This is a genomic window from Stenotrophomonas sp. STEN063, assembly GCF_056854515.1.
The window spans coordinates 36770-58300 of sequence record NZ_JBXFWF010000017.1 but is presented as its reverse complement, the minus strand read 5'-3'; the positions used below and the strand labels follow the sequence as shown (position 1 = coordinate 58300).

At 62.8% G+C, this 21531-nt stretch carries 17 protein-coding genes; 1 reads left to right on the top strand and 16 read right to left on the bottom strand.

Annotated elements, in window-relative coordinates; translation table 11 throughout:
• Positions 1 to 204: 204 nt before the first annotated feature.
• The 4 genes from AC1VWL_RS06690 to AC1VWL_RS06675 form a co-directional block, all read right to left on the bottom strand.
• Positions 205 to 1248: a fimbrial protein gene (locus AC1VWL_RS06690; protein ID WP_482986190.1), complete on the bottom strand. Its 1044-nt coding sequence runs from the start codon at positions 1246 to 1248 to the stop codon at positions 205 to 207.
• Complete coding sequence (locus AC1VWL_RS06685; protein WP_482986189.1) at positions 1239 to 3818, bottom strand: fimbria/pilus outer membrane usher protein; 2580 nt, start codon at positions 3816 to 3818, stop codon at positions 1239 to 1241. Before AC1VWL_RS06685 ends, AC1VWL_RS06690 begins: the two co-directional genes overlap by 10 nt.
• 136 nt (positions 3819 to 3954) lie before the next feature.
• Positions 3955 to 4677, bottom strand: coding sequence for a fimbrial biogenesis chaperone (locus tag AC1VWL_RS06680; protein ID WP_481533354.1), 723 nt, complete (start codon positions 4675 to 4677; stop codon positions 3955 to 3957).
• A gap of 76 nt (positions 4678 to 4753) precedes the next feature.
• The gene (locus AC1VWL_RS06675; RefSeq protein WP_482986188.1) at positions 4754 to 5293 is read right to left on the bottom strand and encodes a fimbrial protein; all 540 of its coding nucleotides are present in this window, start codon (positions 5291 to 5293) and stop codon (positions 4754 to 4756) included.
• Positions 5294 to 5716: 423 nt separating this feature from the next.
• On the opposite strand from AC1VWL_RS06675, the gene AC1VWL_RS06670 reads away from it, so the two are divergent.
• Positions 5717 to 6079, top strand: coding sequence for a hypothetical protein (locus AC1VWL_RS06670; RefSeq protein ID WP_482986187.1), 363 nt, complete (start codon positions 5717 to 5719; stop codon positions 6077 to 6079).
• A 183-nt stretch (positions 6080 to 6262) separates the two neighbouring features.
• On the opposite strand, the gene AC1VWL_RS06665 is transcribed toward AC1VWL_RS06670, so the two are convergent.
• From AC1VWL_RS06665 to pncB, 12 genes are all read right to left on the bottom strand, one after another.
• Entirely contained in the window at positions 6263 to 7705 is a 1443-nt protein-coding gene (locus AC1VWL_RS06665; RefSeq protein WP_482986186.1) for a lipid II flippase MurJ, read from the bottom strand.
• 3 nt (positions 7706 to 7708) lie between these two features.
• Positions 7709 to 8530, bottom strand: a complete 822-nt coding sequence (locus AC1VWL_RS06660; RefSeq protein WP_482986185.1) for an acyltransferase — start codon at positions 8528 to 8530, stop codon at positions 7709 to 7711.
• Complete coding sequence (locus tag AC1VWL_RS06655) at positions 8527 to 9924, bottom strand: O-antigen ligase family protein (protein WP_482986184.1); 1398 nt, start codon at positions 9922 to 9924, stop codon at positions 8527 to 8529. Before AC1VWL_RS06655 ends, AC1VWL_RS06660 begins: the two co-directional genes overlap by 4 nt.
• On the bottom strand, positions 9921 to 11024 hold the full coding sequence (locus tag AC1VWL_RS06650; protein WP_482986183.1) for a glycosyltransferase family 4 protein: 1104 nt from the start codon (positions 11022 to 11024) through the stop codon (positions 9921 to 9923). The genes AC1VWL_RS06655 and AC1VWL_RS06650 overlap by 4 nt, the downstream gene beginning before the upstream one ends.
• Complete coding sequence (locus tag AC1VWL_RS06645; RefSeq protein WP_482986182.1) at positions 11015 to 12217, bottom strand: glycosyltransferase family 4 protein; 1203 nt, start codon at positions 12215 to 12217, stop codon at positions 11015 to 11017. The genes AC1VWL_RS06650 and AC1VWL_RS06645 overlap by 10 nt, the downstream gene beginning before the upstream one ends.
• A complete protein-coding gene (locus AC1VWL_RS06640; RefSeq protein ID WP_482986181.1) occupies positions 12217 to 13566 on the bottom strand; it encodes a beta-galactosidase in 1350 nt (449 codons plus the stop codon). The genes AC1VWL_RS06645 and AC1VWL_RS06640 overlap by 1 nt, the downstream gene beginning before the upstream one ends.
• Positions 13563 to 14729, bottom strand: coding sequence for a glycosyltransferase (locus tag AC1VWL_RS06635; RefSeq protein ID WP_482986180.1), 1167 nt, complete (start codon positions 14727 to 14729; stop codon positions 13563 to 13565). Before AC1VWL_RS06635 ends, AC1VWL_RS06640 begins: the two co-directional genes overlap by 4 nt.
• Positions 14730 to 16712, bottom strand: a complete 1983-nt coding sequence (locus AC1VWL_RS06630; RefSeq protein ID WP_482986179.1) for a GumC family protein — start codon at positions 16710 to 16712, stop codon at positions 14730 to 14732.
• Positions 16709 to 17494 carry a polysaccharide biosynthesis/export family protein gene (locus AC1VWL_RS06625; protein ID WP_482986178.1) on the bottom strand — a complete coding sequence of 262 codons (786 nt, stop codon included), beginning with the start codon at positions 17492 to 17494 and terminating at the stop codon, positions 16709 to 16711. Before AC1VWL_RS06625 ends, AC1VWL_RS06630 begins: the two co-directional genes overlap by 4 nt.
• Positions 17491 to 18417 carry a glycosyltransferase family 2 protein gene (locus tag AC1VWL_RS06620; RefSeq protein WP_482986177.1) on the bottom strand — a complete coding sequence of 309 codons (927 nt, stop codon included), beginning with the start codon at positions 18415 to 18417 and terminating at the stop codon, positions 17491 to 17493. Before AC1VWL_RS06620 ends, AC1VWL_RS06625 begins: the two co-directional genes overlap by 4 nt.
• The gene (locus AC1VWL_RS06615) at positions 18417 to 19805 is read right to left on the bottom strand and encodes an undecaprenyl-phosphate glucose phosphotransferase (RefSeq protein ID WP_482986176.1); all 1389 of its coding nucleotides are present in this window, start codon (positions 19803 to 19805) and stop codon (positions 18417 to 18419) included. The genes AC1VWL_RS06620 and AC1VWL_RS06615 overlap by 1 nt, the downstream gene beginning before the upstream one ends.
• A 341-nt stretch (positions 19806 to 20146) precedes the next feature.
• Positions 20147 to 21316, bottom strand: coding sequence for a nicotinate phosphoribosyltransferase (gene pncB, locus AC1VWL_RS06610; RefSeq protein ID WP_481544339.1), 1170 nt, complete (start codon positions 21314 to 21316; stop codon positions 20147 to 20149).
• Positions 21317 to 21531: the final 215 nt, after the last annotated feature.

The window sequence follows — 21531 nt, the reverse complement described above, 5'->3', positions numbered from 1 at the left end:
AACACTTCACTACTGAACAACAATCCAGCTAGCGGGAGCAGATCGTCCCCGCGCTCGCTCGAACACCGCACGATCACAAGTCGAAGAACAATGCTGTGCCTTGAACCCTGCTGCAGTGTTTCCGCATCGGACATCCGCAGCCGCCCATCCACAGCAACATCCATCACCAGTAAGCAGCGCAGGCTGCCTAACAAGAACTGCTCATCAATTGTATTGAATAGTGAACGTCGCCATGCCATTGGCCTTGCCTGGAATCACCCGCCCCGCACGTGTCTGGATGTATCTCGCCCGTAGTGGCAATGTCAATTTCCCTGCGTTCATAGCCCCCGTCGCCAGCACGACATTCTCGGCAAATCTCAACGGCTGCTCCCCTGCACCTTCGCGCCTGACCATTTGAATCGCGACGCCTGATGCGGCGTCTACCATCGCGGTCAATGGCAACACGCCCGGAAGATTGGAGGCATCCTGAAGAGCATCCACACGAATTCCCACCGTGGAAGTGGTTACATCGGAGCTTTGACAATCAAGCTCAATATTGAAGTCTCGATTCGCTACAATGGCCCCAACTCCGGAGAACGCATTGCTCGACACGGGACCAAAATTCACAGCGATGTTCTGGCTACCAGCACTGACTTTGCAGGTGGGTGACTTGATGATTGCGCCCCCGTTGCGAAGGTTCAGCGTGACCATGGGAGTTCTTGCATTATTCAGCACCTGCCCCGCAAAGATGCCATCATTCCCAATCTTGCCACTGCCTACCGTCGCGCTGGTTTTGATCAATTCGACGGTTACAGTGGATGCTGGAATACCCAGAACTTGCCCAATCCGATAATATATTTCCGCAGTGTAGTTGACCGATTTGGGTCCACTATCGCCAGTCAAGGTCTGCGTTATTCTGATTCCAATCCCAGGCACCGCAGTAGTAAGCCCCCCCGGCACCGTTGGGACATAGCCATTGGAAGTAGCTTGAAAAATAGCCAATGAAGAGCTGTTTGGTCCAAACGGATCGCAGATGAATGTATTCGCGCTCGTCGGGCTGATGCTGAAGGTACGTGTGAGAATCACCCCCCCAACCGGCAAGCTGGATGGAACACTGATTTCGCCTAGATTGATGTCGATGTTCTGCGCGGAAAAGCTCACTAATGGATTGACACGGCAGTTCGCTGACGCATGTTGGGAATAAGTTGCTCCCAGCACTGCGAGCAGGGTTGCAGCAAGCAAATGCACCGTTGGATGGATCACCGGCATACCGTCTCCAATGAAGTTACTCCGAACTGATCCTGCCCAGGAACAGCCGCCACCTGATAGTCAAACACGCAACGTTGCGATGCTTGCGATCCCCATTCAACTTGCAGCCTGCCGTTATCGCGGTCACTACGAACATAGAGGCGACCGCCCTGCCCAACCAGGCCAACCAGCTGCCCCTGCTCATCCTTGACTGAGGCACCCAACGGTAGCGATTTCCCCGCTGCGCCTCTCACGCTGATCAGCAGCGCGCGTCCGCTACGCGTCTGGAAGCGCAGCAGACTGATAGCGCCAGCGTAGGGTGCTATCGACTGGCTACTCGACTCCAATTCAACATCGCGCGGCATGTCTCCTGGATCCAGGGTGATGGCATTGAGCCGAAAGGGCGACACATACGGCACAACGGCATAACCGCGCCGATCCACACGTAGACCCAGTGCATTGGTCACCTGCGCATCAGCCGCTCCCGGCGCATGCACCAACACCATGGTGTCGCCGCGATACGGTGCGAAAGTAACCCCGCCAGCATGCATCACCACATTGCCGCTTGCACTCAGCGACAACTGGCGGAAGTCATCCGAGTAGCCATAGGCGCCATTGAGGCTTGTGTAACGGCCACGATAACCCGCAGTGGCCATGACGCTGGTGCTCCCGCTACGGCTGTCTGCCAACGTCAGCCCATAGTCAAAGTTGTAGTCGACGCCGGCAGACCCGCTGATACCGATTCGGCTGTTGTCATAGCCACCGGCTTGGTTGCGCGCACCACTATCGCGAATGCCGATATCTGCATTAAGCGACATCGATCGATTCCGCCTGCCCAATGGCATGCTCATGCTGAGCAGATATTGCGTATCACGTACCGCAGGCAGGCCGACTTCGGTACGCACCGCAGAGAAACCGAAATTCACCGCGCGCCAGGCATTGTTGTAACCCACCTGGTACTGCACGCTGCTACCTGCGATATCGTAGAAATCACGTACCGATCCCGTTACATACAGCGCACCCCAGCCCTTGGCCAACGGCTGATTCAAGGTCAACTGGAACTGGCTGCGTTGCCGCCCGTAGCGTTGCGCGTCGAAGCCACGCGAAATTGCATCACGATGGTTCAATGCATCCTGCAGGCTGTAGTAGCCGCGGGTTGAATACCGGTATGCCGCCAGGGTCACATTGGTACCCAGCTGACCAATCAGGTTGCTATAGCTCAGCCGCATGCTCGCGCCCAACTTGTCCTCACCTCCCTGGAAGCGCGAACGTGCGTGCGTCATGTCGAACGACAATGCGCCTACCGGCGTTGCAAGTCCTGCCCCATATAGCAGCGCACCATAGTTCTCACTCAGCAAGCCGCCGCCATACAAGGTCAGACGATTGCCAATGCCACGCTGGTAGGTGCCCTGCGCCAACCAGGGCTCATCCAGCAGGTTCTCGTTGCGCACCTGTCCGACGGTGAACGCATAGCGTGACATCCCCGGGCGCAGCATCTGCGCCACCGCGCCGAACGGAACCTTGAAGGAGCGCGTGCGACCATCAGCCTCGACAACACTGACCTCCAGATCGCCGCCATAGCCGGTCGGATACAGATCGTCGATAACGAAGCTGCCAGGCGATACCGTGCTCGAGTAGATCAGCTGCTGGTTCTGGCGAATCTCTACGCGCGCATTGGTTTCGGCGATACCACGAACGACGGGCGCGTACCCACGCAGCGAATCGGGCAGCATGCGATCGTCGGTCGCCAGGCTGACGCCGCGATAACCTACCGAATCGAACAACTCACCGCTGGTATAGGCCTCACCAACAGTGAGCGCTCCACCCACCCTTGCGAATCCTCGCTGGGCATAGGTCGCGATGCGCTGCCAATGGCTGCCATCACCCTCGTTCCAGGTCAGGTTCGAGTCCTGGCGCAGCTGCCAGCCCGCCAGATTCAGACCCACGTTCAGGCCAAGATAGGCGCTACGGTTGCGTTGACCAAACGCGCCACGCGTCTGCCCATCCACCATGTTGAAACTGTAGCCGACGAAGCCCGCATTGATACCGCGGTCCCATAGCGCAGGATTCACGTAACCGCGCGCCTCGCGGCGAAGATTGACCTGGGGGATGCTCAGGTCGTAGCGCAGATTGCCGCTGTCATAGATACCGAATGCATCTGGCATGCGCTCCTGCACCTGGTAACACACGCTTTCTGCATTGCCGTCGGCGGCGGCCGCCTGCAGCTGCTCGGTATCTACACCGAGTTCCTCGAGCAGCGCGATGTCCAGGCAGGCACCCACCTCGCCCTGCCGGTTGGCGCGGAACGGCAGGTCACGGCGCCCCTTCCAGCTGCCGTTGACGTAGATATCCACGCGGTAGTCGCCCGCCACCATCGGGTTGCCATTGCTGAAAGCGGACAGATCGACCTTGGTGCCGGAGCCGGAGAGAAAGTTGGAGTCGAATTGCGCCACTTCGGGAGCAGCGCGCCTCGACGGGCCTGCGCTCACCAGCAACGCCTGCTCGCCCAGATTGGCGCTTGGCTCGGGAGACGCTGCCGGCGCCGCCCATAGCTGCAAGGGCAGCGCAGCGCCTGCGACAAGCAGGAACATGGGCAGCATTCGCTCCCTGCCCGTTGCAGCATCGAAGATCGATCTCCGAATTGATGATGACAACCTGCTCTCAATCACACCGGCTTCCTTCAGAACGATCGCAACTGCGATACCGCTCGATCCATCGAGCTGCTACTCAGGGGCCAGCCGATACGCTGGCGCTGTTCTCCACCCGTCCGCCGTAGTCGTTGATGGTGATGAAGCGCACCTTGTCCATGGGACCGGTGGCATCCAACGTCAACTGCTGGTTGGGGCCGACCATCTTTCCTTTCTCTTCAACCAGCCTGTCTGCGCTGGCGCTGATTGCATGCACCTCCGCCAAGGTCACGTGGTAAGGCGTGGGATTGTCTGCCCTCAGCTTTCCGCCCGACCAACTCCAGCGCAGTTTCGGCGGCGCATCATTGGCGGTATCCGGCAGCCTGTTGGGGCGGTAGAACAACTTGATCCGCGAACGGAAAGCCACCTGCAGATAGTTCTGCTCTTCACCGGTTTCCTTCGGCGATGGCGCGACATCCAGTACGTTCAACCAGAACAGTGACTCGCGATCCTTCGGCAGATCCGCACCGGTGAAGATCACCCGCAAGGCTTGGCTACGCCCTGCCTCAACCCGGGCGATGGGCGGCGTCAGCAGGAACGGAGCGTCACTGTTTTCTGCCGTCTGCTCGGGGTCGCCGCTGTCGATCCACGCCTGTACCAACGATGGCGCCTCGCCAACATTGTTCACCTGGACGGTGATCTCGCGCGCCTGCTCCGGGTAGATCACCCGTGTCCCGCTGATCACCACGCCCGCCATGGCCGACGGGGAAAACGACGCCATCAACACTGCGCCAAGCAGTGTCACTGGAATTTGTGCTTTCATCGCAGTCGCTGCTTCTATGCGTGGAAGATATCCCTCGGCCGGCCGCATCGCCGACCGAGGGTGACGGCAACTGCAATCAGTTGTAGATGATCGTGTACTTCACGCTGCTGGTGACTTCACCCGGGCTGACCGCGCCCTGGGCGTAGTACTCGACCGCGTAGTTGAGGTTTGCCGATCCATCGGCAGCAACAGTGACCCATTGCGAGTTGGTCTGCGGCTGGCCCGCGCCTCCAGCGGCGACCGGCAGCGCGAGGTTGTTGCTGCCAAGCAGCTGCAGCTGCACCTGGGTCGCAGCGTTGGCGGTAGCGGTGTTGTTCAAGCGACCGCTGCTGGCATCGATGGTGGCACCCGGCTCGAAGTAGGTCGCCACGCTGCCAGCATCGCATTGGGTCAGATTGATCGAGAACGGCGTGCGGCCGGCAACCTGGCCACTGGCCGCCAGCGCGCTGGCGCCCACCGTCGGCAGGGTCACGGTGAAGTCCTTGCCCTGCGGCGTGGAAACGGTGCAGGTCTTGTCGGTGATTTCACCATTGAAGGTGATGGTGCCGTCAGCGGCGCTTGCGGCGAGCGGTGCTGCTGCCAGCAGGAGTACTGCGATGATGTTGACGTTGCGCATTGCGATTACCTTGCTCTGATGGAGTGGAAGTGGGTCCGGGGCAAGCAAGGAATTCAACGAAGCAATACTCAATCCTTGACTCGCTTCCCGATCAGGACTCGACACCTGCTGTTCGAGAACTGGACGAGAAGTTATCAGGAACAAATGTGACGCTCTCCACATTAATTGCCAATTAGCCGTTCCAATCAAATCTGCGACAGCCTTTCGCATGACAGCTGCACATGCAGCACATGTGTGCCCTTTCGTGTATCCGGATTTCACTCGGTACAGTCGATCGACCAGACGTCTCATCTGCCGTGGAAAATGATCGACTTGATCGTGATCACTCAACACGCGTGATGTCCGCGAGCAGAACGGCAAGTTGCCTCTTCTGTTGCGTTTCGCGCAGGCGCCTACTGAAGCTCCCAAACGCGGAGTACGGCCATGATTCGTTCTCTCCTGCTCGGTGCGGCGTTGCTTTCCATCACTTCGGCAGCCAACGCCAGTCAAGGCACCATTCGCTTCGTGGGACGCGTAGTTGATTCAGGCTGCAGTATTGGGCTGGTGCGTGATCAGCGACAACTGAACCTGGATACCTGCCCGATGTCTGCGCAAGGCGCGCAGCTGGAGGTATCCACTCTGGCCACCGGCGATGTCATCACCTTGGCCGCCTACAAAGCGCAGGTTGGGCTTGCGGCACATCAAGGCGAAGCACACGAGCGCTTTTTTTCCAAGAGCTACGCACTGCAGCCCAGCCCGGGGCAACAGGCAAAAGCAGGCTATCTGGTAGTGGTCACCTACCCGTGACACCCGCAACGGAAGCCGGCAGACCTGAAAGGCCTGCCGGGCTCCGTCCCACTTTTCCATGGTCATCCGATTGTTGGGCTGCAACCCTTGACGCCAGCGACCCGCGCCGATCAGTCGACGTGCAAGGACTCGCGAATCGTGAAGTCGCGCGAGTACCGCGAGCCCTCGCGGTCAATGCTGGTATCAGGCTGCAGGCACGCGTGGAGTACTCTGGCTTCGAACCGCCCGCACACTCCAGCCAGCCAACAACAGCGAGCACGCGAGCGCATACACCGACGCCACAATCATCTGCGTCCAGATACCCGGCACGAGCTTGAGCAGCACCATCGCCATCCCCAGCACCAGCACCGCCAGCACGGGAAGGCGCAGCATCAAGGAGTCGGCCAGCAGCGCGTAGCGGCGCAGGAACAGATAGGCCGTGAGCAGGCAGCCGGCCAGCGCTGCCCAAGCGATGCCCGCGATGCCAGTGACCGCGGGCACCAGCAACAACACCAGCGCATTGAGACTACTGCCCATCAATTCGTAGCGCATCGGCAACACGGTGTTGCCAACCGCATAAGCGTAGCGCGCGAGCAACGCATTCCACGCGCCAAATACAATCACGCAGGCAAACCACGCCAGCAACATCGGCAACGCGCCCTGCTCCATGCCTGCAGGCAGCAACAGCTTCACCAGCGATGGCGCGCTGGCAATCATGCCAGCCGCGGCGGGAATGGTCAGGGTAGCCGTCACCAGCAGCCCGAGACGTAGTGCGTTGCGTCGAGCGGCCTCGTCTTCGCCCAGCTGCGCCATGCGCGCCAGCACCACCTGGTTGAGGCTCATCAGCGCGACCAGTGGCAGGTTGACCAGTTTGCGTGCCAGATTGACCAGCGTGATCGCGCCTTCACCCAGGAACGAGGCACATATGCGCTCCAGCAAGACCAGCCCTTGGCTGGCACCTGCGCTGGCGAGCAGCGGCCCTAGCCGACGGTACAAGCCATACGCATCGGCTTGCTGCCAGTGCCAACGCCACGGCCGCCAGCCACCGCGCCACAGCAGCGGCAGCACCGAGAGCAGCATCAACACCGCACCAGCAACAAAGGCCCAGGCCAGATCGCGTTCGTTGGTTGCCGAGCGCTGCATCAACAGCAACAGCACCGCCGGCAGGTTGTACAGAAACGAACCCAGGCCAGCCACCAGGAAGCGTTGCTGGGCCTGCCCTATCGCTGCTGCCAATGCATGCACCAGCAGCATCGGTACCACGCAGGACAGAATCAACAGGCTGGACGCGGCCGTATGCTGCACGCCCGTCACCAGGCCAGGTCCGATCAAGCGGACCCAGATGCCCGCGCCTGCCGCCAGCGCAATCGCGATCAGCGCGCCCACCAGCAGCAGACTCAGCATCTGCGTGGACACCCATGCCGGTTGTCGCGGGCCTTGCAACTGCTGGTACAACGGCAATGCGGCGGACGACAACAGGCCTGCAGCCAGCGTCATGCGGATGGCTTCGGGCAGGAACAACGCGACCAGGAAACCATCACTGCGTGCACCTGCGCCCCAGGCATCAACCAACAGCCATTCGCGGCCGAAACCGAGCGCGAGCCCGGCCACCGTCACCAAGGTCAACCAGAGCGTGGCGCGGAACATGGCTCAGTGCAGCAGGGTCAGGATGTTCTTGCCACCCACCCGGTAGGACAGGTTGTGCGGGCGTTCGCCCATTGGCTTGGCGCCGCTGCCGCCGATGATCTTGTACGGCGGAACTTCCTTGGCCACAACGGTATTGGCGGTGATCACGCAGCCACGCCCCAGGTGCGCACCGTGGGCGACCAGCGCACGGCTGGCGATCCACACATAGTCCTCGATCACGATGGGCGCCGACACCGACCAGAATTCCGGGGCGGTCAGGTCATGCGTCCCGGCGATGATCAGCACATGCGATGCAATCGCGACGTGGTCGCCGATGCGCAGGCCCGCACGCGCATCGATCTGGCAATGCCAGGCAATCACGCTGTCCTTGCCGATCACCAGGCTGTCCATGCCCAGTACCTCGGTGTTGCGCCAGATGGTGGAGCCCTCACCAATCTTTGCGCCGCCGATACGCAGCCAGGTCAGGCGTACCCAATGGAAAGGCACCTTGTTGATGGCGATGTTGTAGAGCTGCTCCCACAGGCGCAGGCAGCGATCCTTGAACGTGATCCAGTTGATGCCGTAGCGCGGCACCAGTTTGGTCGGCAGTTCCATCTTCAACTCGTGGTAGAGGCGCTTGCCCAGCGGATGCTGCAGGCGCCATTCAATATCCACCGAGCAGATCGACACGCGCAGCTGATCGCCACTGGCTTCCTCGAACGCGCCCTCGTTGGCCAGCAACCACTCATAGGCCTCGGTCAACGCGGCAGGTTCCACCCCCATGCGCGCAGCGTAGTCGCCAAGCCGCGAGCGCAGGTCGACGGAATGAAAAATACGATGCCTCATTGCTGCTTCCTCGAACTCGATAAAGGCCGGCCCTCTGCGCCGGGTGGAACAGCGGCTGCGCTCTGCAGCCCGAGCCCCATCACCAGCCAGAACAAGGCCACCAGCACCATGGTGAAACTGTAGTAGTGATCGATCAGCCCTGTCAGCAGGGCGGCGACCAGCGCGGTGGTACAGCCCATCCACAAGCCGTTGCGGCGGTCGATGGTGAGCACCTTGCCCTGCGGCCGCACCTGCCGCCACCAGCGCCAGGTCACCACGCAGTACAGCAGCATGCCGAGCAGGCCCAGCTTGTACATGTAGTACAGCCACAGGTTGGAGATACCAAGCAATCCACTGCCGGGTACCGGCGGCTCGGTACGGAAACCAATTCCCAAGGGATAACGCGCAACAGCCTCGGGGAAGCGCTTGTATTCATCCACGCGTACCTCGGTACTGGCGTTGTCCGATGAGAACATCGTCGCCAGACGGTCCTGCAGTGGCGCATAGGTCACGGTCAGTACGCCACCGAGAATGATCCCGGCCATCACCATTGCCCGCGCATACGGCACCCGCAGCCAGGACAGCCACAACAGCACCACACCGATGGCGAGGATGGCGCCGCGCGAGCTGCTCAGCAGCAGGGCAGCCGCGCCGAGCACGGCCACCGATGCCCCCAGCACGCGTCGCCAACCGTGCTGGTAGAGCCCGTAGAACGCAGCAAGTGGCACGAACATCGCCATCGCACCGCCGGTCAGGTTCGGGTGGACCCACGGCGAACCGAGACGTGCGTTCTCTGCGCTGAAGATGTCCAGCAAGGCCTCCGGGTGCGCATAACGCAGCTTCTCCAGCACGGGAATCATGTCCAGTGCGCTGCGTGATTTGACGAACATCCCCAGCGACAACACCAGCATCGCCAGATTACCCAGCAACAGCATCACCACCAGCTGCTCGCGCTGCTTCTCCTGTGACAGCATCAGCGGCGCCAACAGCAGCAATGACAGGTTGGCCAGCCAGCGTACCCAGTTCACCGGCCCGTTGCCGTCAGCCACGATCGTGACCTGCCCCACCACGAACGGCAGCGCGCTGAATGCCATCAACAACAGCATTCCACGTTCGACGCTGCCCCACTGCGGCCGCTCCAGCCGCTGGAAGAACAACTGCAATGCCACCCCGGCCCAGGTCAGCCCGAGCATGGCCTCGGCCACGGTGAAACGAAAGCCGACCTGCAAGGTGCTGAAGGGCATGAACGTCGCCACCAGCGCGAACAGCGACAAGCCGACCACTGGCCAACGCAATACCACCAATGCGGCTGGCAATCCCAGCAGCACCACGATGAACTTGGACGGCGGCAGGAACAGCAACAGACTGCCGAACAGCAGGCCGCACAGCACCGCGATGGTCGTGCCCAGCCTCATCGCGACGCCGCCTGCAGCAGTTGCGCTACGCGCTGCTGGTAGGGACCAGCGGCGTAGCGCTGTGCTGCCGTGATCAAGGTTTCGCGTGCCTCGTTCTCGCCACGCCCGCAAGCCGCTGCGAGCAAGGCATCACGCAGCGACGTCGCACTCCGTGGATCGAAGCGCAACGATTGCGGTGGAGTGATTTCATCCAGCGCACTGCCGGTGGCAACCGCGACCGGCGTGCCACACCCCAATGCTTCGATCACCGGCAGACCAAATCCTTCCGCGGTCGCCGGGTGCAGCAGACGTTCGGCATCGTGATAGAGCCGCGACAGCTGCGCGTCACTCAATCCGCTGCGCCAATGCAGGCCAGGCAGGCCAGCCAGCTCCGCGTCCACATCGGCGCGATCGCCAACCAGCACCAGCTCCGGCAGCGGATTACCTTCCCCACGTAGCGCACGCCATTGCTGCAGCAGGAACGGAATGTTCTTGCGCGGCTCGCGGGTCCCCACCACCAGCCAATAACGCGCGGGCAAGGCTGGATCGGCCGCCGCGCTGGGTACCGCCAATGGCAGCACTGCGTTGGGCAATACCGAGGTCCGCGCCCGCGCACCCGGATACAAGCGGGCAAGCTCACCAGCGCTGAACTGTGATGGCGTCCAGATCGTGTCTGCCGCACGCACCGCGTGCCCAATCAGGAAGCGGTCCATGGCACCGTAGACACGACCATGCAACCACGTGGCATGACGCCCTGACAAGGTCAGCTGGAATACGTCGTGCAGCAACAGCACCTGCCTGCGCAGCGTCGCCGGGCGGCGCAGCGGCAAGCCGCTGTTGGCGGTGGCGATGTACAGATCGATGCCCTGCTGGCGCAACGCGCCCGGCAGGAAACCCAGCTCGAAAGCCATGCGCGTACGCGGACGGTGCAGGCCATTGCTTGCCACCGACGCAGGCGGACAGATCGCCAGCTGCCGGTGCGGGTGCCCATCCGGCGCCATGCTGAAGCGCACCAGTTCACGGCCTTCGGCCAACAGTGCCTGTTCAAGCGCCAGCACCTGACGGGCGATGCCCGAGTGCGGCGCGGCGGTGACTGGCCGGTAATCAATGCCTATGCGCATGTCAGCTCGGTGTACACCGCCTCCAACTGGTCGGCCGAACGCTGCCAATCATGTTGCGCGCGCACGTAGTCACGGCCAGCCTCACCGGTCGCATGCGCCAACTGCGGATCGGCCAGCAGCTGCAGCGCCGCAGCAACCAAGGCGGCAGTATCGCCCCCGCCTTGATAATGCGTGCCACGCTGGACGTCCAGCCCGGACACCGCCTGCGCTGTGGCGACCACCGGCAAGCCCGCCGCCATTGCCTCCAACACCTTCAGCTTGGAACCGCCACCGTCGCGCAGCGCGGCCAGGAACAGACTGCTCTTGGCCTGCACCGGTTGCAGACTGGGGACGAAACCGCGCCACTCGATGCGTGCATCCGGCCAGCGCTCGGCCCAGTGCGTCGGCAATGCGTAACCGCACAGGCATAGCCGGGTCTGCGCTGCAGCCGCCCAGATCGCCGGCATGATCTCGTCCAGCAGCCATTCCACCGCATCGATGTTGGGCGCGTACTCGAAGTTGCCGACGAACAGGATCCGTCCGGCGCCAGGATCGGCCACCACCTCGGCAAAGGCCTCGGTATCGGTGCCATTGACCACCACGGCGATGGGCTGCCTGCTGTATGCGGCCAGCACCTTGGCATCATCCTCGGTCAAGGCCACCACCTTGCGTGCTGCACCCACTACGTGACGTTCCCAACGCTGGTAGCGCCAACGGTCCAGCCGCGCCAACGGCCTGAACACTGCAGGCAGGCGGCTGTAGGTGACCTCGGCAAGCGTGGATTCGACATTGTGCTCACTGAGCAGGAAACCCGCCGCGTACCGCTGCAATGGCGCCCGGCACGGTTCGTACATGTACGAATGCTCCAGCTGCACCACATCCCAAGGCTGCTCCAGCAACGTTCCCAGCGTGCGACCGAAGTCCGGCGCGTGACCATTGACCGAAGCCAACAGCGGCACCGGTGACAACAGTCCGTTGATCATCGTCTTCAACGAACGCAGCGGGCGCCGCTGCAGCACGATCAGGCGCTCCAGCAGCGGCTCGAGTTGCGCCTGGGTTGCAGCGTCCAACGGCACTTTGCTTTGCACCAGCAAGGTGATGCGATGTCCGCGCGCGGCCAGGCAACGCAGCAGATGGTATTGGCGCAGCTTGCCGCCACTGGTGGTTGGCCATGGCAGGTAAGGCAGGATCCACAGAATCCGCAGCGGTCGCATCACCACTCCAATACCGAAAGCGTCGTCGATACCGGTACGTTGACCGCATCGCCGCTGCCGATCTCCTTGTGCGCGCCGCTCAGTACATCGTGCAGCACCGCCTGCTTGAGGCCATTGACCTGCACCTGCCCGGGTTGCGCGCCCCAGAACAACCATAGCCGGCGGCCGTCCGGGCGCTGCCAGCCAATGCTGATCATGCCCGGCGTATTACCGGTGAATACCGGCGCCTTGCCCGGGACCAGACGCGGTCCGGTGATCTGCAGCAGCCGTTGCACCGCGCTGTACACCGGCTTGGCGGCAGCAGCTTCATCCAGCAGCCCATAGCGCCGATCACGCGCACCTGCGCGCTGGTCCAGGTCACTCAGCGCGAACAGGAAAATCTTGTCGTAATCCAGCGCGCTCATCAGCGCCAGGCGACGGGTCACGAAGTCCGCCTGCCCCTGTGCGCCGATGATGGGCTGCTCTTCCTTGGGGCCTGCATAGCTGGACCAACCCCATTCGTCGGCCCAGATGTCACGCGCACCGGCGGCGCGCAAGGATGCATTGCCTTGGCGGGCACGCTGCACGAAGTCCATCGCATGTGCGTCGTCGCCTTCCGGATACAAGGAGTACGGGTGATAGGCGGTAATCACGTCCAGCGAGAACAAACCGCCCTTGGCCAATGCTTCAACCATCAGCGCGCCACCGCGGGTGGGCATCTGGCTGAAGTAGCCCATGCCACCCAGCACGATCTTGCGACCAGGCGCTTCGCGACGCATGGCCTCCACGCTGGTCAACAACAGCTGGCCATAGGCGGCAGGATCCTCGCGCGGTCGCCAGAATGCCGGCAGGTTGGGCTCGTTCCACACCTGCCAGGCAACAACCTTGGGATAGCGCTGCGCCAGCTGCACCAGGGCGCGCGCGTAGAGCTTGGGATCCTTCGGCGGGTATTGGTCCGGGTTCGGACTGCCGGCTGGTGCGGAGGTGGCATGCGGCGCCGATCCGACCAGATACACCTCGGCCTTGAGACCGCGCCGTTCCATTTCCGCCATCAAGGGGTCCAGTACATCCCAGCGGAACTGGCCTTCGCGTGGTTCGATGGTGTCCCAGTGCAGATCCACCCGCACCCACTGCAGGCCCAGGGCCTGCAGCTGGTCCATCTGTTTGCGGTATTGGCTGGGCTCAAACCACAGGAAGTGTGCGTTCACGCCGAGATAGTCGGCCCACACCAGCGGTCGCGGCGGCACCAGTTCCTGGGCCGCGCGTTCGCCCTTGGCACAGGCAGTGACGCCCCATAGCAGCGAACCGACCAGCACTGCTGATGCAAGTACCCGCAGCAGCCGCGCCTTGAACATGCCTGGTCCTTTCATTGCTTACGCTCCACAACCGATCTAAACAGTGCCGCAAATTCGCTGGCAATGGTCGCCCACTGACGCTGTGCGCCCAGCGCGGATGCCGCTGCCGCCCAGCTGTGCGCCAACGACGGCTCATCCAGCAGGCTGCCAATCCGTTCGGCCAGGGCCGCGCTCTGCCCCTGCGCATAGACCACGCCGTTGCCGTGGGAAACTTCCTCGGCAAACGCGCGCGCATCCGAGGCAATCACCCCGCGCCCGCTGGCGTTCGCCCACGACAGGGCACCACTGGTGCCGCGCATGCGGCCAAGCAAGGCCAACTTCTTTGAATCGCGATACGGCAACACCATCGCGTGATGGGCCTGCACGCAGTCCAGGATGCCGCTGGCAGGCAGGTCGAGCTGCCACTCGATCCGATCTGCGATGCCCAATTCGGCAGCGCGTCCCCGCAGCTGCGACAGGTAGTTGCCGCGGCTGCCAAACGCCAGCTCAGGCGCCGATCCGCCAGCCATGGTCACTGCAAGCCGCGCCTGCGGGCGCTGGCGAAAAACGGTGGCCAAGGCATCGAACAGATCCTCGATCCCCTTGCCCGGATAGATGAAACCGAAATACAGCAGCTTCAGCAGCTCGCCGTCAGGCAACGCGGCGGTAGCAAACACCGGATTGCCGTGCGCGATGAAGTGCACCTTGCCTGGCGCAACCTGCATGCGCTCGACCAGACAGCTGCCGCCGGTACGGGTCAACGCAACCATCGCATCCAGACCGGCAGCCAGGCTGCGCTCGCGCGCCAGCGTGCGCCGGTCCTGTGCCAGCGCCAGCAGCTGCGGCAAGGGGCGCGGCCAGGTCGCTATGCGGCGGGCCAGCCCCTGCGCAAGGTCCGGTGAGCGCCATACCAGCCGCTCCGGGTCATGCACGGTTGCGCTGGTCGCCAGTTGCGGCCAGCGCGCACGTAGTTGTTCAAGCGCGAGGAACTCGGGGCTGCGTCCACCGCCCAGCTGCGCATGGACGATATCCACGTCCTGCCAGAACGCTGCGTCACCTGTGTCCCAAGCACCGTCTGCGTGCTGCGGTGGTACCCGCACATCGACGCCCGCGCCGCGCAGCGCCTCCATCCACGCCTGCGCGTAGTCGGCGATGCCGTTCTGCAACGGCGGCAGCGGTGCGAGCAGCGCCAGCTTCACTCAGTACGCTCCGAGCCAACGACTGATCGGCTTCCAGAACCTGGCCGGGATTTCAAAAACGCGACGATTCAGCACGATGCCGTCGACACGCCCCAAGGCATCCCGCAGCAACGCCAGGGCGTTTTCCACTGCCGGCACCGTGGTGCTGCGCGCCTGCACCACCAGAATGATGCGATCGCAGCCGCGCAACGCAATCAGCGCGTGCTCGTCGCTCAGCGGCGGCGCCTGCACGATCACCATTTCGCCCGGCTGCGCCGGCAGTGCGCCCTCGCGCACGCTATAGCCCTGCTGCCTGAGCACGATGGCCAGACGCGAGGCAATGAAGCTCACGCCTTCGCCGGAACGGCCCGAGGTCAGGCCCACCGACAGGCCATGCTCGGCGATCTGCTCCAGCGGCAGGCGGCAATAGATGCGGTACAAGGCCGCACGCAAGGGTTGCGAAGCATCCTGGTCGCGTTCGATCTCCGGTACCGTGGCCAACAGGGGCACGTTGAAGGTTTTCTCGATGCGGCCACCGTCATGGATACGCTGGTCCATCAGGTACAGCAGGAACACCACCACCAAGGCCACGGCCAGCGCCACCGGAATGGTCAGCAGCAGCATCAACATGCTCTTCGGGAACACGCGCGACGGGGTGAAGCTCGATTCACCGACCAGCGCCACATTGCTGAGGCGGTTGCGATTCAGGTCACGGATGACGCGCGCGCGCAGCAGATAGTCCGAGTACTGCGCAAACGTCTTCTCGGCAGAACCCAGCTCCAGGCTCAAGCGCGACAGCGATGGTTCCGCCGCCATCACTTCTTCGCGCGAGGCCTGCAGCTGCTTGAGCTGCTCATCGATCTCGGCGATGTTGGCGTCGATCTTGGCCACATTGATGCGCGCATCCTGCATGTCCTGGCGCAGGCGGGTGCCCAGGGCGTTGGGCGCGACATTGCGCGAGCGCACCACATTGTCATTGACCGCTGCGATCTCCGCTTCCAGTCCGGCAATGCTCTCATCCAGCGCACGTACCGGCGGCGCACCTTCCTTGAAGTTGCGCAGCAGATCCAGGCGCTGCTGTTTGAGTCCGTTCAACTTCAGCTTGAGGTCTTCGCGGGCAGGATTGAGGCTGATCTCGCGCTCGGTCACCACTTCCCCTGCGACCGCAGGCAACTGCCGGCCAGCCGCGCCGAGGATGCCGAGCAGCGCCTCGCGCTCGGCCTGCAGTTCGCGGCGGTGACGGTACAGCTTCTGCAACTGGTCGGTCACGTCCTCGATGCGCTGTTCGACGCTGGTGGCATCGATGACACGCAGGCGATCACGCAACTGCTGCTTCAGCTTGATGATGGTGTCGTTGAGCTCGGTGTTCTGCTGCTGGTAGAAATCAAACAGCGCATCACCGCCAGCGGCATTGGCGCGCTCGTCGAAATACGCGTCCACCCAAGCCTGCGAAATACCCTGGGCGACATGCGGATCGCTCCAGGTCACACGCATCTCCATCACGTTCGAGCCCGGATCGTGGCTGACCGTCAGGCGCTTGGCCAGGCGTGCCGCAAGGCGATCCTCCGGCGGCGCCTTGTCCATCAGGCCCACGCCGACGAACACATCACGGACAACTTCCTTGCACCAGGCCGCCGCCTTGCCCATCTGGAACTTGAAGCGCGCCCAGCCGCCCTGCGGCGGTACCGATGACATCGCCAGGTAGGCCTTGGCGACCTTCAGCATGACCGGTGCGCTGGTCGCCATCTTTTCCTCATCCAGCAACGGATCGCGCTGCGGGCTCTGCTGCACGAAGCCCGACTCCGGGCCCGGCTGCACCGGCAACTGCACGCTGGCGCTCTGCGTTGGCTTGACCAGCAGGCGCGCATCGGAGACGAAGCGATTGGGCAGCAGGAAGGCACCGGCCACCACCACCGCGATCGTGACCATCAGGGTCAGGCGGAACTCGCGGGCGAAAATGAACAGCAGACGCAGCGCGTCGCGAAGGCTACGGACTTCGATCACGGCACGGTTACCTCTGGCGTATTGATCCGGTAGGACGGCTCGTTTATCTGGTAGTTGGCCGATGCACCGAAACCACGGAACATCAGCAACTGGCCGACATACATGTCCACGCGCTGGATCGCATTGCCGATCCGCGAGCTGGGCACGAACACCAGGTCACCGCGCTGCAGCTGCACCCCCGGCTGGCCGTTGGTGGCAGGGCTGAGCAGGGCCGCGTAGTCGAAGAAATAGACCTGCTGCACGCCATCGTCATCCTGGCGCACCAGCGCCACATGATGGCTGTCCGCGGTCGGCAGCACGCCCCCGGTGGCGGTGATGGCCTGTGGCACGGTCACCGCCGACATCAGGTCGAAGGTTCCCGGGTTGCGCACGGCGCCGCCGACATACACCCGGCTACCGGGCGCTTCAGCGATATTGATGGTCACCCGCGGCTCGCGGTAGATCGCATCCAGCCGTTCGCTCAGCTCCTCGCCGATTGCTTCGGGGGTACGCCCGCCAGCCTTGACGATGCCGATGAATGGATAGGCGATATTGCCGTCGGGCCTGACCCGGTACAGCGTTGCCTCGTCCTTCTCCGCTGGCGTCTGCGCATCGCGCACGATGCGCAGCACATCGCCGGTATGCACCTTGAGCACCGGCTTGGGCAGCTGTTCCGGGCTGAAATTGCTGATCTGCCGCTCACGCACCACCTTGCCAGCGGGCAGCTGGACAACGTTGGACATGGCGCAGGCGGTAACCAACAGGGTAAGCAGCGCCGGCAGCGCCAATCGCAGGGACTTCATGATTGCCTCCAGTAGCCGGTAAACATTCCAATGCGTCGCTTCAGGCGCAGCGGCAGATGCCGTTCCATGTGCCCCAGACGATAACCAATGAACTTTGCAGCGGTGCGCAACAACGCACCGGGTATTGCAGTGACCGCACCGGCCTGGCGCAGCGCGCGCAGCTCGGAACGCACAAAGCGCCCACCTTCGCCGCCGGCACCACCAAAGCTTTGCCGTATCCAGCCCTCGCGCGAATAGAACACGCCGATGTCGAAGTAGCGTCGCAGCTCTTCCACGATGCTGTAGTCGTGCGAGTGCCAGGCCTCGGCAGCTGCCACATAGTTGACCGCCCAGCCCGCCAGCAGCGCGCGCGCGGCGACATGGGTGTCCTCGGTGCCGATCACATCCTCTGGAAACCCGCCCACCTCGGCCAGCACGTCGGCGCGGTAGGCGCAGAACGCATCGGAACTGAAGCAGGTCTTGATGCCGAGCTCGGCGGCGTCGCTGCTGCGCTTGATGCGGCCCTGCGACGGATAGTTGAAGGCGCGCGCATGCCGGGCCAGGATGCCGGCCTCCGGATGCGGAATCTGCCGCCCGTAGGCCACCGCCACGTCGTCAGCGGCATACACGCCATCCACCAGCGCCTGCAGCGCATCCGGCGGCACCGGTATCGCATCCTGGGTCATGTAGATCAGCACATCGGCGCTGACCAGGCTGGCCGCAAGACGCCGCGTGCCGCCATGGTTGAAGGTGGCCGGATCAATCTCCACGACGCGCGCACCAAACTCGCGCCAGCGCGCGACACCGCCATCGGTGGAGGCACTGTCGATGATCAGCAGCTCGTCCGGCTGCAGCGACTGCGCGCGCAGCGCAGGCAGCATCCGCGCCATATGCGCTTCACCGTTGCGTACTGGAATGATCAGGGCAACACGCGGCCTGGCCATCAGTACGCCGCCTTCATCGACAACACGGCCGGCAAGGTGCGCAGCAGGATGAAGGCATCCAGCCCAAGCGACCAGTTCTCGATATAGGCCAGGTCGTACTCGACGCGCTTCTGCAGCTTCTCGACGGTATCGGTCTCGCCACGGTAACCATGCACCTGCGCCAGACCGGTGATGCCGGGCTTTACCTTGTGCCGCGCCACATAGTTGGCGACCGCCTCCTCGAACAGGATATCCGCCGCTTTGGTGGCAGTGGCATGCGGGCGCGGCCCGACCATCGACATGCTGCCGGCCAGCACGTTGAACAGCTGCGGCAACTCATCGATGCTGCTCTTGCGGATGAAGCGCCCGATCCGGGTCACCCGCGGATCGCCAGCGCGCGTCTGGGTCTGCGCATCCATGTCGCGTTGATCGTGGAACATGGAGCGGAACTTGTAGACCTCGATCAGCTGGTGGTTGTAGCCATAGCGGCGCTGCCGGAACAGCACCGGACCACGCGAATCCAACTTGATGGCGATGGCTACCAGCAGCATCAACGGCGACAGCAGCAACAAGGCCAGGCTTGCCAGCACCACGTCCTCGGCACGCTTGTAGGCAGGCGCCCAGCCTTTCAATGGCGGCTCCGAAACCACCAGCATCGGCACGTCGGAAATGTCCGCAACACGCGGCAGCGCGAAGTTGAAGGCCTGCATCTCCGGCACCAGGAACACCTGCACCGGCATTTTCCTGAGCAGCTCAACGTAGTGGTGGTTGCGCCCCTCAGCCGCCGCTGGCAGCGCCATCAGGACCTGATCCACCTCGTTGTTGCGGATCAGCTGTTCGAGCAACGCGAAGTTGCCGATCAACTGCGGCCGCAGGTTTGAGGCGATGCGGTCTGGACTGCGGTCATCGATGAAGCCCAGCAGGCCACTGGCGATATCCACATTCTGCTGCATGTGCTGTGCGAGCCGGCTGCCGTTCTCGGTCGCTCCAAGGATCACCGAGCGGCCAACGAAGTGGCCGTCGCGGATCCGCCGCTGGAAGAACGCCAGCATCAGCAGTCGCCCAAGCACCAGCAACAACAAGGTCGTCAGGTACCAGAGCAGCGCCATCTTGATCGGCAGGTAGGCGATCACCCGGAACACGGTATGCAGCATCAACACCAGGCCGAAGCTGGCCGACCAGGCAACGATGGTGGAACGGATCAGCACCCGATTGCTGAACATCTCCCGCCCGTACATGCCGAACGCGGTGAACACCAGGATGGTCAACAGACCGGCCAGCAAGGCCAGCACCCCATAGGTACGTATCAAGCTGCCGTCATGGACCCCCATCAGCAACAGCACCAGCGCCGCCGGCGAAACCGCAGCGCAGAAGTGGAAAATACGCGCCATCAGACGCGACCAGCGCATCACTATCGGGCGTGTATTTGCAAACAATGCATCTGAAAACGGTAAGCGCATTACGACGTCAGACACCTGTGCTGATGCGAACAAAACAGGCACACACCCACACAAACCGAGGCAGTCGCCTGCAAAGCGACGCCATCGGCTTGACCCTAGTGAGCCACCTGCCCCCCTGCAGACAACCGGCCGGACTCATTCAACGACGAGAACGGCTGTACCTGATCATCTGTTCCTTACCCGATACAATAACGTGATGGGACTCACGTTTACAGGGGTATAGGCACACGGATGCGCTGCGTTAAGGAATCAACCGCAGTTGTCAAGGCCAGATGACAGAAGTTTGACGCCTACTGAAGCTCGAAGACCTGCCGCAGATAGGACAGGTAGCCCGGATCATCACACATGCTCTTGCCGGGTGAGTCGCTGAGCTTGGCCACCGGCTGGCCATTGCAGCGGACCATCTTGATGACGATGTTCAGCGGCGTCGGGCCCAGGTCGTTGGTCAGGTGTGTACCAACACCGAAGGCAACCTGGCAGCGGCCACGGAAGTGGTCGTACAGCTGCATCACCTTCTCGATGTTCAAGCCATCGCTGAACACCAGCACCTTGCTGGTCGGGTCAACGCGATTGGCCTTGAAATGGGCCAGCATGCGGTCGCCCCACGCAACCGGGTCGCCGGAGTCATGGCGCACGCCATCAAACAGCTTGCAGAAGTACATGTCGAAGTCGCGCAGGAAGGCGTCCAGCCCGACCACATCCGACAAGGCGATACCCAGGTCGCCGCGGTACTCGCGTGCCCAGGACTCCAATGCCGCCACCTGCGAGTCACGCAGGCGCGGGCCCAGTGCCTGGAAGGCCTGCAGATACTCATGCGCCATGGTGCCGTGCGGGGTCATCCCATACATGCGCGCGAAGTACACGTTGCTGGTGCCGACGAACTGCGGGCCCAGCGCGTCGCGCAGCATCGGCAGCATCGTGCCATGCCATTCCCGCGAGTAGCGACGGCGGCTGCCGTAATCGGCGATGCGGCAGTTCTCGAAGCCGGCGGTATCGCGCAGCAATGCAGTCTTGGCCTGCAGGCGGCGCTCGCCTTCGGCGAAATCAGCGGTGGTGGTGTTGCGGAACCAGACTTCGTTGATGATCGCCAGCAACGGCACTTCGAACATGATGGTGTGCAGCCACGGCCCGGTGATGTCCAGCTCGATCTCACCCGGCACGGTTTCCGACGCACGCAGGCTGATGTACTTGCGGTCCAGGTGGAACAGGCCGAGGAAATCGGCGAAGTCCGGCTTCACGAAGCGCAGCCGACGCATGTATTCCAGCTCGTCGGCGGTGAAGCGCAGGCTGCACAGATGGTCGATCTCGCTGTTGATCTCGTCCATGTACGCGGCCAGGTCAATCCCCGGCGTACGGCATTTGAACCGGTACTGGACGATGGCGCCCGGGTACTGGTGCAGTACCGCCTGCATCATCGTGAACTTGTAGAGGTCGGTGTCGAGCAGGGATTGGATGATCATGCCCGGCATTATGCGCTGGCTGGCTGCTCCGGTTCAGCCAGCCGCTGGGGCTTGTTCATGGTCTGTGGCGGGCACTGGGGTTAGGGCGGAGGGTGATTGCTCGAAGAGCACCCCTCCCCAGCCCTCCCCAGCCCTCCCCTTGGCTGCGCCAAAGGGAGGGGGCAGAAGCGTGCATTGCTCCCTCCCTTTGGCGCAGCCAAGGGGAGGGCTGGGGA

Excerpts from the sequence above, each read along its gene's own strand:
- AC1VWL_RS06690 (WP_482986190.1), bottom strand. The coding sequence starts at position 1,248 with ATGCCGGTGATCCATCCAACGGTGCATTTGCTTGCTGCAACCCTGCTC.
- AC1VWL_RS06685 (WP_482986189.1), bottom strand. The coding sequence starts at position 3,818 with ATGTTCCTGCTTGTCGCAGGCGCTGCGCTGCCCTTGCAGCTATGGGCG.
- AC1VWL_RS06680 (WP_481533354.1), bottom strand. The coding sequence starts at position 4,677 with ATGAAAGCACAAATTCCAGTGACACTGCTTGGCGCAGTGTTGATGGCG.
- AC1VWL_RS06675 (WP_482986188.1), bottom strand. The coding sequence starts at position 5,293 with ATGCGCAACGTCAACATCATCGCAGTACTCCTGCTGGCAGCAGCACCG.
- AC1VWL_RS06670 (WP_482986187.1), top strand. The coding sequence starts at position 5,717 with ATGATTCGTTCTCTCCTGCTCGGTGCGGCGTTGCTTTCCATCACTTCG.
- AC1VWL_RS06665 (WP_482986186.1), bottom strand. The coding sequence starts at position 7,705 with ATGTTCCGCGCCACGCTCTGGTTGACCTTGGTGACGGTGGCCGGGCTC.
- AC1VWL_RS06660 (WP_482986185.1), bottom strand. The coding sequence starts at position 8,530 with ATGAGGCATCGTATTTTTCATTCCGTCGACCTGCGCTCGCGGCTTGGC.
- AC1VWL_RS06655 (WP_482986184.1), bottom strand. The coding sequence starts at position 9,924 with ATGAGGCTGGGCACGACCATCGCGGTGCTGTGCGGCCTGCTGTTCGGC.
- AC1VWL_RS06650 (WP_482986183.1), bottom strand. The coding sequence starts at position 11,024 with ATGCGCATAGGCATTGATTACCGGCCAGTCACCGCCGCGCCGCACTCG.
- AC1VWL_RS06645 (WP_482986182.1), bottom strand. The coding sequence starts at position 12,217 with ATGCGACCGCTGCGGATTCTGTGGATCCTGCCTTACCTGCCATGGCCA.
- AC1VWL_RS06640 (WP_482986181.1), bottom strand. The coding sequence starts at position 13,566 with ATGAAAGGACCAGGCATGTTCAAGGCGCGGCTGCTGCGGGTACTTGCA.
- AC1VWL_RS06625 (WP_482986178.1), bottom strand. The coding sequence starts at position 17,494 with ATGAAGTCCCTGCGATTGGCGCTGCCGGCGCTGCTTACCCTGTTGGTT.
- AC1VWL_RS06620 (WP_482986177.1), bottom strand. The coding sequence starts at position 18,417 with ATGGCCAGGCCGCGTGTTGCCCTGATCATTCCAGTACGCAACGGTGAA.
- AC1VWL_RS06615 (WP_482986176.1), bottom strand. The coding sequence starts at position 19,805 with ATGCGCTGGTCGCGTCTGATGGCGCGTATTTTCCACTTCTGCGCTGCG.
- pncB (WP_481544339.1), bottom strand. The coding sequence starts at position 21,316 with ATGATCATCCAATCCCTGCTCGACACCGACCTCTACAAGTTCACGATG.